This is a genomic window from Qipengyuania sp. (assembly GCF_043423005.1).
GTDB lineage: Bacteria > Pseudomonadota > Alphaproteobacteria > Sphingomonadales > Sphingomonadaceae > Qipengyuania.
Genome location: NZ_JBHWMI010000097.1, coordinates 1 through 13,170, shown reverse-complemented (window position 1 = coordinate 13,170; position 13,170 = coordinate 1). Strand labels below are relative to the sequence as shown.

Below are 13,170 nucleotides of genomic sequence, written 5' to 3'. Positions count from 1 at the left end.
TTGGTACAACAACTCCTCCCTCGTCTCCGTCGCATACTCCGCATTGGGTCCCTCCACAATCGCATCCACGGGACAACTCTCCTGGCAGAAACCGCAGTAGATACACTTGGTCATGTCGATATCGTAGCGCGTGGTGCGCCGGCTGCCGTCTTCGCGCGGTTCGGATTCGATGGTTATGGCCTGCGCCGGGCACACTGCCTCGCACAGCTTGCAGGCGATGCATCGTTCTTCGCCATTGGGGTAGCGGCGCAGCGCGTGCTCGCCCCGGAACCGCGGTGAAAGCGGGTTCTTTTCGAACGGGTAATTGATCGTCACCTTGGGCTTGAAGAAATATTTCAGCGTCAGCGCGTGCGCGCGGACGATTTCCCACAAGGTAAAAGACTTGATGAGGTGTGCGACGCTCATGTCGCGGCTCCGAAATGACCCGTGGCCATCAGCCAACCGGAAATGAGAACGACGAACAGCAGGCTGATCGGCAGGAAGACCTTCCACCCCAGGCGCATCAGCTGATCGTAGCGATAACGCGGGACGGTCGCCATGACCCAGCTGAACATGAAGAAGAAAAAGAAGGTCTTGAGCAGGAACCAGACGATGCCGGGAATGTCGAAACCCGGGATCAGGTCGATATTGAGAGGCGGCAACCAGCCACCGAAGAACAGCAGCGTGTTGAGACTGCACATCAGCAGGATGTTGGCATATTCTCCGAGCCAGAAGAGCGCGAAGCTCATGCTCGAATATTCGGTCTGATAGCCGGCGACCAGCTCGCTTTCCGCCTCGGTCAGGTCGAACGGAACGCGCTGGGTTTCGGCAAGGCTCGAGATGAAGAACATCACCCACATCGGGAACAGCAGCAGGTTGAAGGCATAGGCGTTGACGATGCCGAAGCCGTGGCCGACCTGGCTCATCACGATCTCGTTCAGATTGAATGAACCGGCATAAAGCACGACGCATACAAGGATGAAGCCGATCGCGACTTCATAGGAGATCATCTGGGCTGCCGCACGCATGGCGGAAAAGAACGGGTATTTCGAGTTGGAGGCCCACCCGGCCATGACGATGCCGTAGACCGACAGCGAACTGATCGCGAGGATGTAGAGAAGGCCGACGTTGATATCGGCCAGCACTGCAGTCGCGCTGAACGGGATGACCGCCCATGCCGCCAGCGCCACGGTGAACGTGACGATCGGTCCGAGCAGGAAGATGCCCTTGTTCGCGGCGCTGGGAACGATGGTTTCCTGCAGGAACACCTTCAACCCGTCGGCAAAACTCTGCAGCAGACCGAAAGGACCGACGACGTTCGGCCCGCGGCGAAGATTGATCGCAGCCCAGACCTTGCGATCGACGTAGATGATCATGGCCACGGCGAGCATCAGCGGCAATGCGATCAACAGGATGCCGGCGATGGTCGCCAACCCCCAGGCCGCCTCGAAGCTGAGGCCAAGCGACTGGAAAAACTCGGTCATTCCGCGGCCTCCCGAAGATCGCCGCCGTGCAGCAGTTCAGCAGAACAGTCTTGCATCACCGCGCTTGCCCGGGCGATGGCATTGGTAAGGTAGAAGTCGCGGATCGGATAGCTTGAGATCACCCCTTGCGCCGGGGGAGCATTGCCCGCCTCGGGCAGATAACCCAGCGAAGCGAGACCCTCCTCTCCCAAAGCCGGGACTTCCGCGATCATCGCCGCCTGCAATTGTGCGAAGCTGTCGAAGCCGACATCGACCTGGAGCGCGTCGGCAAGTGCGCGTAGAATCGTCCAGTCCTCACGGGCATCGCCGGGCGGGAAGACCGCCTTTTCGGCATATTGCACCCGTCCCTCAGTGTTGACGAAGGTTCCGTCCTTCTCAGCAAAACTGGCGCCGGGAAGGACGATGTCGGCACTATGCGCGCCCTTGTCGCCGTGGTGCCCGATATAGACCTTGAGGCTGCCGCTGAACGGGGCGTAATCCATCTCGTCCGCGCCGAGCGCGAGCAGGACATTCGGTTGCGCTGTCACGAGGTCGGCCATGCCTCCCTTCTGCGCGAAGCCCAGCATCAGCCCGCCCATGCGCGCCGCCGCGAGGTGGAGGACGTTGAAGCCGTTCCATCCTTCGCGCACGAGCCCGAACCGGGTGGCGAAGGCAAGCCCGCCAGCAAGCGCCCCGCTGGCGAGTCCCGCCGCGCCGACGATGATAGCCGGTCGCTCGGCACTTGCGAAAGCCTGGTCGACGTGACCGGGAAGATCGTCGAGGACGCCGAGATCGGTGCCGAGGGACTCGGCGGCGAACGTCGTTTCCCATTGCGGACCGACGATGAAAATCCGCGCCCCGCGTTTCGCCGCCTTGCGCAGCCGCACATTGATCAGCGGCGCCTCCCAGCGGACGTGGCTCCCGACGATGAGAATGGCGTCGGCGGTCTCGATGCCAGCAAGCGTCGAGTTAAAATTGACCGCCGCCAGATTGGAGACGTCGTAATCCATCCCCGTCTGCCGACCCTCGACCAGCGACGAGCCGCAGGCGCGTAGCAAGGCCTTGGCGGCAAACATCGTCTCGCAATCGAGCAGATCGCCGGCGACAGCAGCGATGGACGCCCTGTCATCCTTCAGACGGGCTGCGACCTGTGCGAAGGCCTCGTCCCAGGTACCCGGCCGTAGCTTACCATCCTCGCGGATGAAGACCCGGTCGAGCCGCCGCTTGCCCAGCCCATCAACCTGGTAGCGGCCCTTGTCGCTCAGCCACTCTTCGTTGACGTCATCGTTGATCCGGGGAAGCGCGCGCATGACTTCGCGTCCCCGGCTGTCGAGCCGGATGTTCGAGCCGACCGCATCCGAGACGTCGATACTGAGAGTCTTCTTCAGTTCCCATGGCCGGGCCTCGAAGGCATAGGGGCGACTGGTGAGAGCGCCGACCGGACACAGATCGATCACATTCGCGCTGAGTTCATGCTTGACTGCATGTTCCAGATAGGTGGTTATCTGCATGTCCTCGCCGCGATACAGCGCGCCGATCTCGTCCACCCCCGCGATTTCCTCGGAAAAGCGGACGCAGCGCGTGCAGTGAATGCAGCGGGTCATGACCGTCTTGATCAGCGGACCCATGTATTTCTCGGTCACCGCGCGCTTGTTCTCGGTATAACGCGAACCGCCCCGGCCGTAGGCGACCGACTGGTCCTGCAAGTCGCATTCGCCCCCCTGGTCGCAGATCGGGCAATCGAGCGGATGGTTGATGAGGAGGAACTCCATCACTCCTTCGCGCGCGGTCTTGACCATCAGCGTGTCGGTGCGGATTTCCTGCCCCTCGGTCGCCGGAAGCGCGCAGCTCGCCTGCGGCTTGGGCGGCCCTGGCTTTACCTCGACCAGGCACATGCGGCAATTGCCGGCAATGCTCAGCCGTTCGTGATAGCAGAAGCGCGGGATCTCCTTGCCCGCCAACTCGCAGGCCTGCAGCACGGTGGCGCCGTCCGGCACTTCGATCTGCTCGCCGTCTACCGTGACCTTGGGCATCAGTTTACCACCTGGGTTTGAACAGGCCGCCGGGCGGCATGGTACAATTGTTCCGCGATCGCCATGCGGATATCGATCGGCACGATCGTCACTTCGCGGTCCGCCGGAAAGCACTCCGAAAAATCAGCCGACATCTGGCGGATCGCCTCGCTCTCGCCCTTGCTGGCCAACTTGGTTTCGCTGAGCAGCGCGACCGCATCGGCTTGTTGCCGTGAGACATAGCAGCGGGCGAAATCGTGCAGGGAGCGGATGCTTTCCGGCTCGGCGATGGGCATGGCAAGGCCCTGCGCTCGCTGCGTTTCGTCCATCTGCTCGAACAATCCTTCGGCAATCGATCCGCGAATGTGCGCCCGGACGATGCTCGCGCGGACGAAATTGCCCATGCAACGGTTGCTCTTGCGGTGGAACAGCGGCGCGAAAGCGGCACTTTCCTCGGGCGTCCCGCTGGCGGTGGCGAGGAAAGCCTCCGATTGCGCCCGCTTGCTGTCTGCCAGGCAGCCGCCAAGGGTGCGGACCATGCTCCAGTACTCGGCTTCCGAGGCCGATACCGGCGCGCTCGAAAAGCCCGATGTGCCCGGAGAAAGCTGAGCCGAGGCCGGAAAGCTGGAAACCAAGAGTGCCGACGCCACAAGACAGGACGCAAATCTCATTCCGCTGCCTCCGCGAACTGTGCGTTGTGTTCGGCGATCCGCCGCTCGAGTTCCGGGCGGAAATGACGGATCAGGCCCTGGATCGGCCATGCCGCCGCATCGCCAAGCGCGCAGATCGTGTGCCCTTCGACCTGCTTGGTGACCTGCTGGAGCATGTCGATCTCCTCGATTGCGGCATCGCCGGTGCGCAGACGCTCCATCATCCGCCACATCCAGCCAGTGCCTTCGCGGCAAGGGGTGCACTGACCGCAGCTTTCATGCTTGTAGAAATAGCTGATCCGGCTGATCGCACGGACGATATCGGTCGACTTGTCCATCACGATGACGCCGGCGGTGCCGAGACCGCTGCCGAGCTCCTTCAGCCCGTCGAAATCCATCGGCGCGTCCCAGATCTGATCCGCCGGAACCAGCGGCACCGACGAGCCGCCCGGGATTACCGCCAGAAGGTTGTCTCGCCCGCCACGGATGCCGCCGCAATGCTTTTCGATCAGTTCGCCGAACGGGATCGAGAGCGCTTCCTCGACGACGCACGGCCGTTCCACATGGCCGCTGATCTGAAAGAGCTTCGTGCCCTTGTTGTTCTCCCGCCCGAAGCTGGCGAACCATGCAGCGCCGCGGCGCAAAATCGTCGGCGTGACCGCGATGCTTTCGACGTTGTTGACCGTCGTCGGACAGCCATAGAGCCCCGCGCCGGCGGGAAAGGGCGGTTTGAGGCGCGGCTGCCCTTTCTTGCCTTCCAGGCTCTCGATCATCGCGGTTTCTTCGCCGCAGATGTAGGCGCCTGCACCGCGGTGGAGGAAGACGTCGAAATCGTAGCCCGATTGCGCGGCATTCTTGCCGATCAGGCCCGCATCATAGGCCTGGTCGATCGCCTTCTGCAGCGTCTCGGCCTCGCGGATGTATTCGCCGCGAATGTAGATGTAGGCCGCCCGCGCGCGCATGGCGAAGCCGGCCACCAGCGCGCCTTCGATCAGCTTGTGCGGATCGTGGCGGATGATCTCGCGGTCCTTGCAACTGCCCGGCTCGCTCTCGTCGGCATTGATGACGAGGAAGCTCGGCCGGCCGTCCTTGCTCTCCTTGGGCATGAACGACCATTTGAGGCCCGTCGGAAAGCCCGCCCCGCCGCGCCCGCGCAGACCGCTGGCCTTGATCTCCTCGATGATCGCATCCTGCCCCCTGGCGAGCAGCGCCTTCGTATCGTCCCAGTCCCCACGCGCCTGCGCCGCCTTCAGGCCCCAGTCCTGATAGCCGTAGAGGTTGGTGAAGATGCGGTCCTTGTCAGCAAGCATCAGCCGAGCCCTCCGCCGAAGACGACCATCGCCGCGACGATCAGGATGCCGACGAGCACCACGGTCTTGACCACGCCCTTCAGAACCTTCCACGCGATGAACACCGCGATGAGCGCAAGGATGATGGTGACGATCGAGCTGTCCATCACCATTCGCCTCGATAATCGTGATTGGCTTCGACCATTTCGGTGAGCGTGGTCGGCCCGCCCACCGGTTCGCTGGTGTGGCGTCCGGGTTCCTGAGTCCCGGTCTTGGGCCGCTGCCCGGCTGCCAGCGCGTCGAGGATCGCGTCGAGCCGTTCGGGCGTCAGGTCCTCGTAATTGTCGTCATTGATCTGGGCCATCGGGGCGGTTGCGCAATTGCCCATGCATTCGACCTCGGTAAGCGTCCACAGCCCGTCATCGGTGGTGTGCCCCTTGGCCATGCCGCGCTTGGCGCAGGTCTCAAACAAAGCGTCCGAGCCGCGCAGCATACAGGGCGTCGTCCCGCAGACCTGCACGTGGAAGCGGCCCACCGGGCGCAGATTGTACATGAAATAGAACGAGGCGACCTCGAGCACCCGGATCACCGGCATGGCGAGATAGGCAGCGACGTATTCGATCACCGGCAGCGGCAGCCAGCCTTGCGTGTTCGTTTCTTCACCGACCTGCCGTTGCGCCAAGTCGAGCAGCGCCATCACCGCCGAGCGCTGACGCCCGTCGGGATATTTGGCGACGTGCCAGTCGGCGGTTTTCTTGTTCTCCGGGGTCCATGCGAACGCGCTCCAACGAGCGCGCAGTTCGGGCGTGTCAGGAGCGGGGGTACGGTCAGCCATTGCGCTTTGCCGCCTCTTCTTCGGCAGCTCCGAGCGCACGAAGCTCCCGCCATTTCTTGATCTCAAACTTCACGTAGAGCCACACAACAACGGCTTCACAGACACCAGTCAGTCCGAGCGCCGGGTAAAGATATTCGGCGGGCGCGGCAGACGGAGAACCATCAAACAATGGATCGAGCAAAATTATGGGTATCGCACCGACAAGCATCGAAATGACGGGCTTACCGCAAAATTCCATTTCGCGATCAACTAATCGCGTAAGCATATCAACGCCACTCACCGATCACACTCCCCGAACACCACGTCGATCGCGCCGAGAATGGCGGTCGCGTCAGGCAGCATGTGGCCGCGGCACATGAAGTCCATCGCCTGCAGATGGCTGAAGGCGGTGGGGCGGATCTTGCAACGGTAGGGCTTGTTGCTGCCGTCGCTCACCAGATAGACGCCGAACTCGCCCTTGGGGCTTTCGGTCGCGACGTAGACCTCGCCCGCGGGCACGTGGAAGCCTTCGGTGTAAAGCTTGAAGTGGTGGATCAGCGCTTCCATCGACTGCTTCATCTCGGCGCGCTTGGGCGGGACCACCTTGCGGTCGTCGCTCGCCACCGGGCCCGAAGGCATTTCGGCGAGGCATTGCTTGATGATCCGCTTGCTCTCGTAGACCTCTTTGACGCGCACCATGAAGCGGTCGTAGCAATCGGAATTGGTGCCGACCGGAATGTCGAACTGCATCCGGTCATAGACATCGTAGGGCTGGCTCTTGCGCAGATCCCACGGGATCCCGGCCGCGCGGATCATCGGGCCGGAAAAACCCCACGCCAGTGCATCGGCCTTGCTGACCACCGCGATATCGACGTTGCGCTGCTTGAAGATACGGTTGTCCATGACGAGGCTCATCGCATCGCCGAAAAGTTCGGGCAGGCGGGTGTCGAGCCATTCGCCGATATCCACCAGCAGCTTTTCCGGCACATCCTGATGTACCCCGCCCGGACGCAACCAGGCGTGGTGCATGCGCGCACCGCTCATCCGCTCGAAGAAGTTCATGCAGTCTTCGCGCAGCTCGAACACCCACAGGTTGGGCGTCATCGCGCCGACGTCCATCACGTGGCTGCCGATATTGAGCATGTGGTTGCAGATGCGGGTCAGCTCGGCAAACAGCACCCGCAGGTACTGCGCCCGGATCGGAACCTCGATGTTGAGCAGCTTCTCGATCGCCAGGACATAGCTGTGCTCCATGCACAGTGGGCTGCAGTAATCGAGGCGGTCGAAATAGGGCAGCGCCTGGAGGTAGGTCTTGTGTTCGATCAGCTTCTCGGTGCCGCGGTGGAGCAGGCCGACATGCGGGTCGACCCGTTCGATGATCTCGCCGTCGAGTTCCATGACCATGCGCAGCACGCCGTGGGCCGCAGGGTGCTGCGGACCGAAATTGATCGTGTAGTTGGTGATGACCTCGTCGCCGGTGGTGGGCGACTGTTCGATGTGCATACCGTGGCTCATGCGCAGATCCAATTGCCGGAATATGTCTGCCGCGCGCCTGCGACATTGGCGATGGTCAGGGTTGCAGATCGCGTGGCGCCGCCTTTGCCTGCGGGCTGCACCACGGCGGTGAGGCCCTCGCCCGAAAACGTGCTCCCGCCTCGCAAGCGGTCAAGCCCGCCGGGTCCGCTGTCAAGCACGGTCAGCCGGTTACCAGTCCGGATGATACCCTTACCCGGCACCCCCTTGTCGCGCATCGCGGCTGCCGTCAGCATGGCATGCTCGCCATCGACGAACGTGCAGCCGCCGTCCCTGGGTCCCAGATCGACCCCAGAGATATCGCCGAGTTGCTGAAGCGGCGCTATTCGCGCCTGGCCGAGGGTCGCTCGCTCGGAACCCTTCGCCCGTCCTTGCACACTCTGCGAAGGATCGCGCAATGCCTTGCCCGGTCCGGCATCACCGCTGATCCGTGCGGCGAAGGCATCGGCGCTTTCCTGCTCGCCGGCGTTGCCTTGCGAGCAGGCCGCCAGAGCAGCCCCGCCCAGTATGGCCACTGCCCGGCCGCTCATGCGTCGCCGCCCTTGGGTTCGGTTGCGGCCGAGGTATCCTTTGCCGTGCCCTCGCGCGGCGCACGATCGGGGCGGCTTTCGGTCGGCTCGGGAGCCTGGGGTTCGTCGTTCCCCTTTTCCTCCGTTGTTGGCCCACCTTCGCTGACAGGCTCGGCAGCCTTGGCGTCTGCCTTCGCCCCGGCCCCGGTCGCAGCCGGCGTGGGCGTCACCTTGGGCTCGTCGACAGGCGGGGTCGCAGGGGCGGCAGCCGCCTTTTCGTCGCCCGGAAGCACGTATTCCGCTCCCTCCCACGGGGACAGGAAATCGAACTGCCGCAAATCCTGCGCCAGCTCGACCGGTTCGTAAACGACGCGCTTTTCCTCTTCGGAATAGCGCAGTTCAACATATCCGGTGAGCGGGAAGTCCTTGCGGAAGGGGTGACCCTCGAACCCGTAATCGGTAAGAATACGGCGCAGATCGGTATTGCCGGCGAACAGCACCCCGTACATGTCGAACACCTCGCGTTCGAGCCACCCGGCATTGGGCCAGATGTGGGTCACGGTCGGAACAGGAGTATCCTCCGCCGCGCGCACCTTGACCATTACGCGGCTGTTCCTGGTGACGGACAGCAACATGTAGACCACCTCGAACCGTTCCTCACGGTCAGGATAGTCGGCGCCGGCGATCTCCATCAGCTGCTGATAGTCGTGCTCGTCCCGCAGCAGACGAAGGACATCAGCGATCGCATCCCGCTCGACGCGCAGGATAAGATCGCCATGCTCGTCATGCGCTTCGATCAGGGAAGCTCCGATAGCTGTCGACAGCGTTTCGGCGAGACCTTCGATCCGTGTGTAGCGCGGTGCGGAATGCAATGTCGTCATCGCCCGTGCCTCACCGTTGAATTGTGCCGATGCGGCGGATCTTGCGCTGCAACTGCATCACGCCATAGAGCAGCGCCTCGGCCGTGGGCGGGCAACCGGGAACATAGATGTCCACTGGCACGATCCGATCGCAGCCCCGCACCACGCTGTAGCTGTAATGGTAATAGCCGCCACCATTGGCGCAGCTGCCCATCGAGATGACATACTTGGGCTCCGACATCTGGTCGTAGACCTTACGCAGCGCCGGCGCCATCTTGTTGCACAGCGTGCCGGCCACGATCATCACGTCCGACTGGCGCGGACTGGCCCGCGGCGCCACGCCGAAGCGCTCCATATCGTAACGCGGCATATTCACGTGGATCATCTCCACCGCACAGCAAGCGAGACCGAAGGTCATCCACCACAGGCTGCCCGTCCGCGCCCACTGAAACAGTTCCTCGGTGCTGGTGACGAGGAAACCCTTGTTGTCGACCTCGGTCTGGAGCGCGTTGAAATAGTCCTGATCGGGCCGCCGCACTTCGCCCGGCTGCGCTGCGGGGACCAGGCGCGGATCGTGTCCGCCGCCGGTCGTCGTCATCTGACCGCTCATCGGGTTACTCCCACTCCAGCGCGCCGACTTTCCACGCATAGGCGAAGCCGATCACGAGTTCGCCAAGAAAGACCATCATCGTGATCCAGCCCGGCCATCCGGTGAAGTCGAGGCTTACCGCCCACGGGAACAGAAACGCCGCTTCGAGATCGAAGATGATGAACAGGATCGCGACGAGGTAGAAGCGCACGTCGAACTGGCTGCGCGGATCTTCAAAGGCGGGAAAGCCGCACTCGTATTCCGACAGCTTTTCGGCATTGGGGCTGTGGCTACCGGTCAGCCGCGAAACGCCCATCGGAAGGAAAACAAACGCCGCCGACAACGCCGCGGCGATGAAGAGGAAAATAAGGATGGGCAGATATTGTCCGAGATCGACCACGAGCGATTCCAGTTTGGGGGGCGTCTGCGGCTGGCGTCTAGGCCCGTCGCGCGCGCCACGCAAGGGCGCGTAAGCCTGTAGCTACAAGGCTTTCCCGCCCCTCTTGCCGATCACCGAAGCGACGATCCGGTGATAGGTTTTGCGCGGCAGGAAGCACCGCAGGAACTGGCGCCCGGCAACTTTCAGCGGCACGCCGCCAAGGAGCGGCCCCCTGGCCAGCATTCCCAAGGCCTTGAGCGGCCGATGAGAGGCGGTGTGGAAAGCCCCGACGGTTCCCTCGTAGGCATGCCGCGCGCGGGGCGAAAGGTTCTGCCAGGTCCGGTAGCTGCGGTATTCCTGGCTCAGCGATCCGCGGTATTGGGAAGATCGCCCGTCGCTCGGGGTATCGGTCCAGATCGACAGAGGCTCGTCCAGCATCTCCCAGCGCAGCCCCCTTGCATCGACCGCGAGGCAGAAATCGAGGTCTTCGCCGACCTTGATCTCCCGCTGGAAGCGGACGGCAGCCGCGGTATCGCGGTCGACCACCAGCATCGAGGTTTGCACCATCTGGTTGCGAGCATAGAAATAGCTGCCAAGATCCTCACCCGGTCGAAGGCGCTCTGCCGGACGTATCACCTGGCGCGCCAGCCCGCGATCGACCAAGGCAGGCGCGAAACCGGCATAACTCGCCCTTCCACCGATAGCCGCGTGGAACCGCTCGAGCTTGTGCGGCAAGAAACGGTCGTCGCTGTCGAGAAACGCGACGTAGCGGCCCTGCGCCGTATCGATCCCCGTATTTCGGGCGACAGCGGCGCCAGCATTGTCCTGCCGAACGAGGCGCAGAGGTAAATCTGCAAACGGTTCCAGCGTCTGGGCGAGCCGTCTCGGATCGGCAGAGCCGTCATCGACCACGACGATCTCGAAATCGCGGAACGTCTGGGCAACGCATGACCGCACCGCCTCGGCAACGACTTCTGCGCGGTTGTAAACCGGGATGACGATCGAAAAGAATGGACGGTCTGTCATACCCCGTCCCCCTCAGCCTTTCGTTTGGAACCGCGAAAGACCGACCATGCCACCGTCGCAAGATAGAGGTTCAGCAGCACCGTAACGCCGGCAATCGCTGTTGCTGCCCCGATCGGACCATAGAGGCGGGTCAGAATAACTACGCCTACCAGTGTGGCAATCGTCGCGACGACCCCGGCGAGCAGCACCGTCCGTTCACGCTCGGCAAGGGTCAGAAAGACCCCGAGCGGACCGCAGGCATTGAACACTGCCTGGCCAATGGCGAACATCAGCAACACTGGCGTGAAGGAACGGTAGGACGGATCGAACAACGCCAGGAGATCATCCCCCACTGCCACGAGCAGAAGCATGAATGCCGCGCTGGCCGATCCGGCGACGAGCGAACCGGTCATGAAAACCCGCTTTGCCTTGTGCAAATCGTTAGCGGCAAGAGCGCGCGAAATCTCCGGACCGACCGCCGTATTGATGGCAACCGATACCATCAGCAAGACCGCAGCGAGACGCTGCGCCGAAAAGAACGCGCCGGCTGCGGCCGGATTGATCATCAGACCGACGATGATCGTACCCAACTGTCCTCGCGCCGGCCACAGGAAGCCAAGCGCCCAGAACGAGCGGAACGATCGCTGCATGTCGGCTCCGAGGTGCCCGGGAAATGGATCGCGGGCCTTTTCGACCTTGCTCATGTCGCGCGCCAGTCTTGCGACCTGGATGCTCAGGGCTGCGGCGAGCAGACCGGCAACGATGCCGGCGAGTTCTCCCGCGGTAAACAGATTTGCCCGAAGCTTGCCCGGTGCATTCAGCCACAGGATCAGCCCGAAGACGGCAATCATCAGCAGCCGCCAGAGGAGATCCCGCGGCCACAGCCCCGCCAGCGTCTGCCCCCGGGCGCGAAAGAGGCTGGAGAAGAACTCGGCAAGACCGAGGAGCGCGCTGAGGAATAGAGTGAACGCGACCAGTGAAAAGGTCGCGCCGCTTGTCATCGGCGGCCCCGCCCAACGTGCCACGAACCAACCGCCAAGTATGATGGCCGAGGTCGCCAGCGTCAGGCGGCCGAGGATACGCAGCGAGCGCAGGATTACCGACTTCCCCGCCGGCGAAATCGGACCTGGATCATTCACGCGCGGATAGAACTTGAGGATCGCCGTGTGCTGCCCGCCGACCATGACATAGCACAGCAGGCTGGCGGAGGAAAACGCGATGGAGAACAAGCCATACTCGTCAACCGCGGCGGATCGCGCAATGAAGATGAAGCAGACGAAGGTCAGCAGGCCACCGCCGCCTTTCATCATTCCCGACAGCAGCAACTGCCACAACAGACCCCGGCTTTCGGCGAGCGACTTTCTCATCTCGATCCTGTCGGTATGGCGTAGCTGGCGGGTCGGCGCAGGGACGACGCCTCGCCCGGATGGGATGTCACCGGTGATGCAGGCGGCGATTGACGAGGTCGAAGGTCATGCCTTGCGTTTGTAGGGGGGCTTCAGACCGCCAAGCTTGGCCACGTCGACCTTTGCCTGGGTATAAACGCTGCGCGCGTGGCTGAATTCGCGAAAGCCTTCGACCCCGTGATAGCTGCCCATTCCCGAAGGCCCGACGCCTCCAAACGGCAGATCGTCCATCGAGACATGGAAGATTACATCATTGACCGTGACCCCGCCGCTGATCGTGCGGGTCAGGACCTTTTCGCGTTCGGCCGCATCGTCGCCGAAATAATAAAGGCCAAGCGGGCGATCGTGTGCGTTGATGTAATCAATCGCATCGTCGATCCTCTGATAAGTCTTGATCGGCAGGACCGGCCCGAAAATCTCTTCCTGCATCGCCTTCATGTCTTCGGTGACGTTGCGCAAGATGGTCAGCGGCATCTTGCGCGAATTGGTATTGCCAAAAGATTCGTCACCGGGGTTAACCTCGATCACTTCCGCCCCCTTGTCGCGGGCATCCTGGACAAGGCCTTGCAGTCGGTCGAAATGGCGATCCGTCACGATGCTGGCATAATCTTCGTTTTCCAGCAGGGTTGGGTAAAGATTGGCCGTTCCCTGCCACACGCCGTGGATCGCCTCGTCCTCGCGC

General features: G+C 62.7%; 16 protein-coding genes. All 16 read right to left on the bottom strand.

Annotated elements, in window-relative coordinates; genetic code table 11:
- Positions 1-405, bottom strand: a 405-nt coding sequence (nuoI, locus tag ACHFFA_RS12595; protein ID WP_394271173.1) for an NADH-quinone oxidoreductase subunit NuoI, incomplete at its 3' end; no start/stop codon positions are given.
- Positions 402-1,463 (bottom strand): NADH-quinone oxidoreductase subunit NuoH, encoded by a 1,062-nt coding sequence (gene nuoH, locus ACHFFA_RS12590; RefSeq protein ID WP_394271172.1) that lies wholly within the window; start codon positions 1,461-1,463, stop codon positions 402-404. The genes nuoH and nuoI, both read right to left, overlap by 4 nt.
- Positions 1,460-3,475 carry an NADH-quinone oxidoreductase subunit NuoG gene (gene nuoG / locus ACHFFA_RS12585; protein ID WP_394271171.1) on the bottom strand — a complete coding sequence of 672 codons (2,016 nt, stop codon included), beginning with the start codon at positions 3,473-3,475 and terminating at the stop codon, positions 1,460-1,462. Before nuoG ends, nuoH begins: the two co-directional genes overlap by 4 nt.
- The gene (locus ACHFFA_RS12580; RefSeq protein WP_394271170.1) at positions 3,475-4,125 is read right to left on the bottom strand and encodes a hypothetical protein; all 651 of its coding nucleotides are present in this window, start codon (positions 4,123-4,125) and stop codon (positions 3,475-3,477) included. Before ACHFFA_RS12580 ends, nuoG begins: the two co-directional genes overlap by 1 nt.
- Positions 4,122-5,414 carry an NADH-quinone oxidoreductase subunit NuoF gene (gene nuoF / locus ACHFFA_RS12575; protein WP_394271169.1) on the bottom strand — a complete coding sequence of 431 codons (1,293 nt, stop codon included), beginning with the start codon at positions 5,412-5,414 and terminating at the stop codon, positions 4,122-4,124. The genes ACHFFA_RS12580 and nuoF overlap by 4 nt, the downstream gene beginning before the upstream one ends.
- Positions 5,414-5,560, bottom strand: coding sequence for a hypothetical protein (locus ACHFFA_RS12570; protein WP_394271168.1), 147 nt, complete (start codon positions 5,558-5,560; stop codon positions 5,414-5,416). The genes nuoF and ACHFFA_RS12570 overlap by 1 nt, the downstream gene beginning before the upstream one ends.
- Positions 5,560-6,228, bottom strand: a complete 669-nt coding sequence (nuoE, locus tag ACHFFA_RS12565; RefSeq protein ID WP_394271167.1) for an NADH-quinone oxidoreductase subunit NuoE — start codon at positions 6,226-6,228, stop codon at positions 5,560-5,562. Before nuoE ends, ACHFFA_RS12570 begins: the two co-directional genes overlap by 1 nt.
- Positions 6,221-6,508, bottom strand: coding sequence for a hypothetical protein (locus tag ACHFFA_RS12560; protein WP_394271166.1), 288 nt, complete (start codon positions 6,506-6,508; stop codon positions 6,221-6,223). Before ACHFFA_RS12560 ends, nuoE begins: the two co-directional genes overlap by 8 nt.
- Positions 6,505-7,722, bottom strand: a complete 1,218-nt coding sequence (locus ACHFFA_RS12555; RefSeq protein WP_394271165.1) for an NADH-quinone oxidoreductase subunit D — start codon at positions 7,720-7,722, stop codon at positions 6,505-6,507. The genes ACHFFA_RS12560 and ACHFFA_RS12555 overlap by 4 nt, the downstream gene beginning before the upstream one ends.
- Complete coding sequence (locus ACHFFA_RS12550; protein WP_394271164.1) at positions 7,719-8,270, bottom strand: hypothetical protein; 552 nt, start codon at positions 8,268-8,270, stop codon at positions 7,719-7,721. Before ACHFFA_RS12550 ends, ACHFFA_RS12555 begins: the two co-directional genes overlap by 4 nt.
- Positions 8,267-9,130: an NADH-quinone oxidoreductase subunit C gene (locus tag ACHFFA_RS12545; protein WP_394271163.1), complete on the bottom strand. Its 864-nt coding sequence runs from the start codon at positions 9,128-9,130 to the stop codon at positions 8,267-8,269. The genes ACHFFA_RS12550 and ACHFFA_RS12545 overlap by 4 nt, the downstream gene beginning before the upstream one ends.
- A 10-nt stretch (positions 9,131-9,140) precedes the next feature.
- Complete coding sequence (locus tag ACHFFA_RS12540; protein ID WP_394271174.1) at positions 9,141-9,707, bottom strand: NuoB/complex I 20 kDa subunit family protein; 567 nt, start codon at positions 9,705-9,707, stop codon at positions 9,141-9,143.
- Positions 9,708-9,723: 16 nt separating this feature from the next.
- Positions 9,724-10,098 (bottom strand): NADH-quinone oxidoreductase subunit A, encoded by a 375-nt coding sequence (gene ndhC / locus ACHFFA_RS12535; RefSeq protein WP_394271162.1) that lies wholly within the window; start codon positions 10,096-10,098, stop codon positions 9,724-9,726.
- Positions 10,099-10,179: 81 nt separating this feature from the next.
- Positions 10,180-11,103 (bottom strand): glycosyltransferase family 2 protein, encoded by a 924-nt coding sequence (locus ACHFFA_RS12530; RefSeq protein ID WP_394271161.1) that lies wholly within the window; start codon positions 11,101-11,103, stop codon positions 10,180-10,182.
- Positions 11,100-12,449 (bottom strand): lipopolysaccharide biosynthesis protein, encoded by a 1,350-nt coding sequence (locus ACHFFA_RS12525; RefSeq protein WP_394271160.1) that lies wholly within the window; start codon positions 12,447-12,449, stop codon positions 11,100-11,102. Before ACHFFA_RS12525 ends, ACHFFA_RS12530 begins: the two co-directional genes overlap by 4 nt.
- A gap of 105 nt (positions 12,450-12,554) precedes the next feature.
- Positions 12,555-13,170: aldehyde dehydrogenase family protein (locus ACHFFA_RS12520; RefSeq protein WP_394271159.1), on the bottom strand; the 616-nt coding region annotated here is incomplete at its 5' end.

What these genes read in the sequence shown, in the direction of transcription:
- ACHFFA_RS12555 (WP_394271165.1), bottom strand. Translation starts at nt 7,722, where the DNA reads ATGAGCCACGGTATGCACATCGAACAGTCGCCCACCACCGGCGACGAG.
- ACHFFA_RS12570 (WP_394271168.1), bottom strand. Translation starts at nt 5,560, where the DNA reads ATGGACAGCTCGATCGTCACCATCATCCTTGCGCTCATCGCGGTGTTC.
- nuoE (WP_394271167.1), bottom strand. Translation starts at nt 6,228, where the DNA reads ATGGCTGACCGTACCCCCGCTCCTGACACGCCCGAACTGCGCGCTCGT.
- ACHFFA_RS12525 (WP_394271160.1), bottom strand. Translation starts at nt 12,449, where the DNA reads ATGAGAAAGTCGCTCGCCGAAAGCCGGGGTCTGTTGTGGCAGTTGCTG.
- ACHFFA_RS12545 (WP_394271163.1), bottom strand. Translation starts at nt 9,130, where the DNA reads ATGACGACATTGCATTCCGCACCGCGCTACACACGGATCGAAGGTCTC.
- nuoH (WP_394271172.1), bottom strand. Translation starts at nt 1,463, where the DNA reads ATGACCGAGTTTTTCCAGTCGCTTGGCCTCAGCTTCGAGGCGGCCTGG.
- nuoG (WP_394271171.1), bottom strand. Translation starts at nt 3,475, where the DNA reads ATGCCCAAGGTCACGGTAGACGGCGAGCAGATCGAAGTGCCGGACGGC.
- ACHFFA_RS12530 (WP_394271161.1), bottom strand. Translation starts at nt 11,103, where the DNA reads ATGACAGACCGTCCATTCTTTTCGATCGTCATCCCGGTTTACAACCGC.
- ACHFFA_RS12550 (WP_394271164.1), bottom strand. Translation starts at nt 8,270, where the DNA reads ATGAGCGGCCGGGCAGTGGCCATACTGGGCGGGGCTGCTCTGGCGGCC.
- ACHFFA_RS12540 (WP_394271174.1), bottom strand. Translation starts at nt 9,707, where the DNA reads ATGACGACGACCGGCGGCGGACACGATCCGCGCCTGGTCCCCGCAGCG.
- ACHFFA_RS12580 (WP_394271170.1), bottom strand. Translation starts at nt 4,125, where the DNA reads ATGAGATTTGCGTCCTGTCTTGTGGCGTCGGCACTCTTGGTTTCCAGC.
- nuoF (WP_394271169.1), bottom strand. Translation starts at nt 5,414, where the DNA reads ATGCTTGCTGACAAGGACCGCATCTTCACCAACCTCTACGGCTATCAG.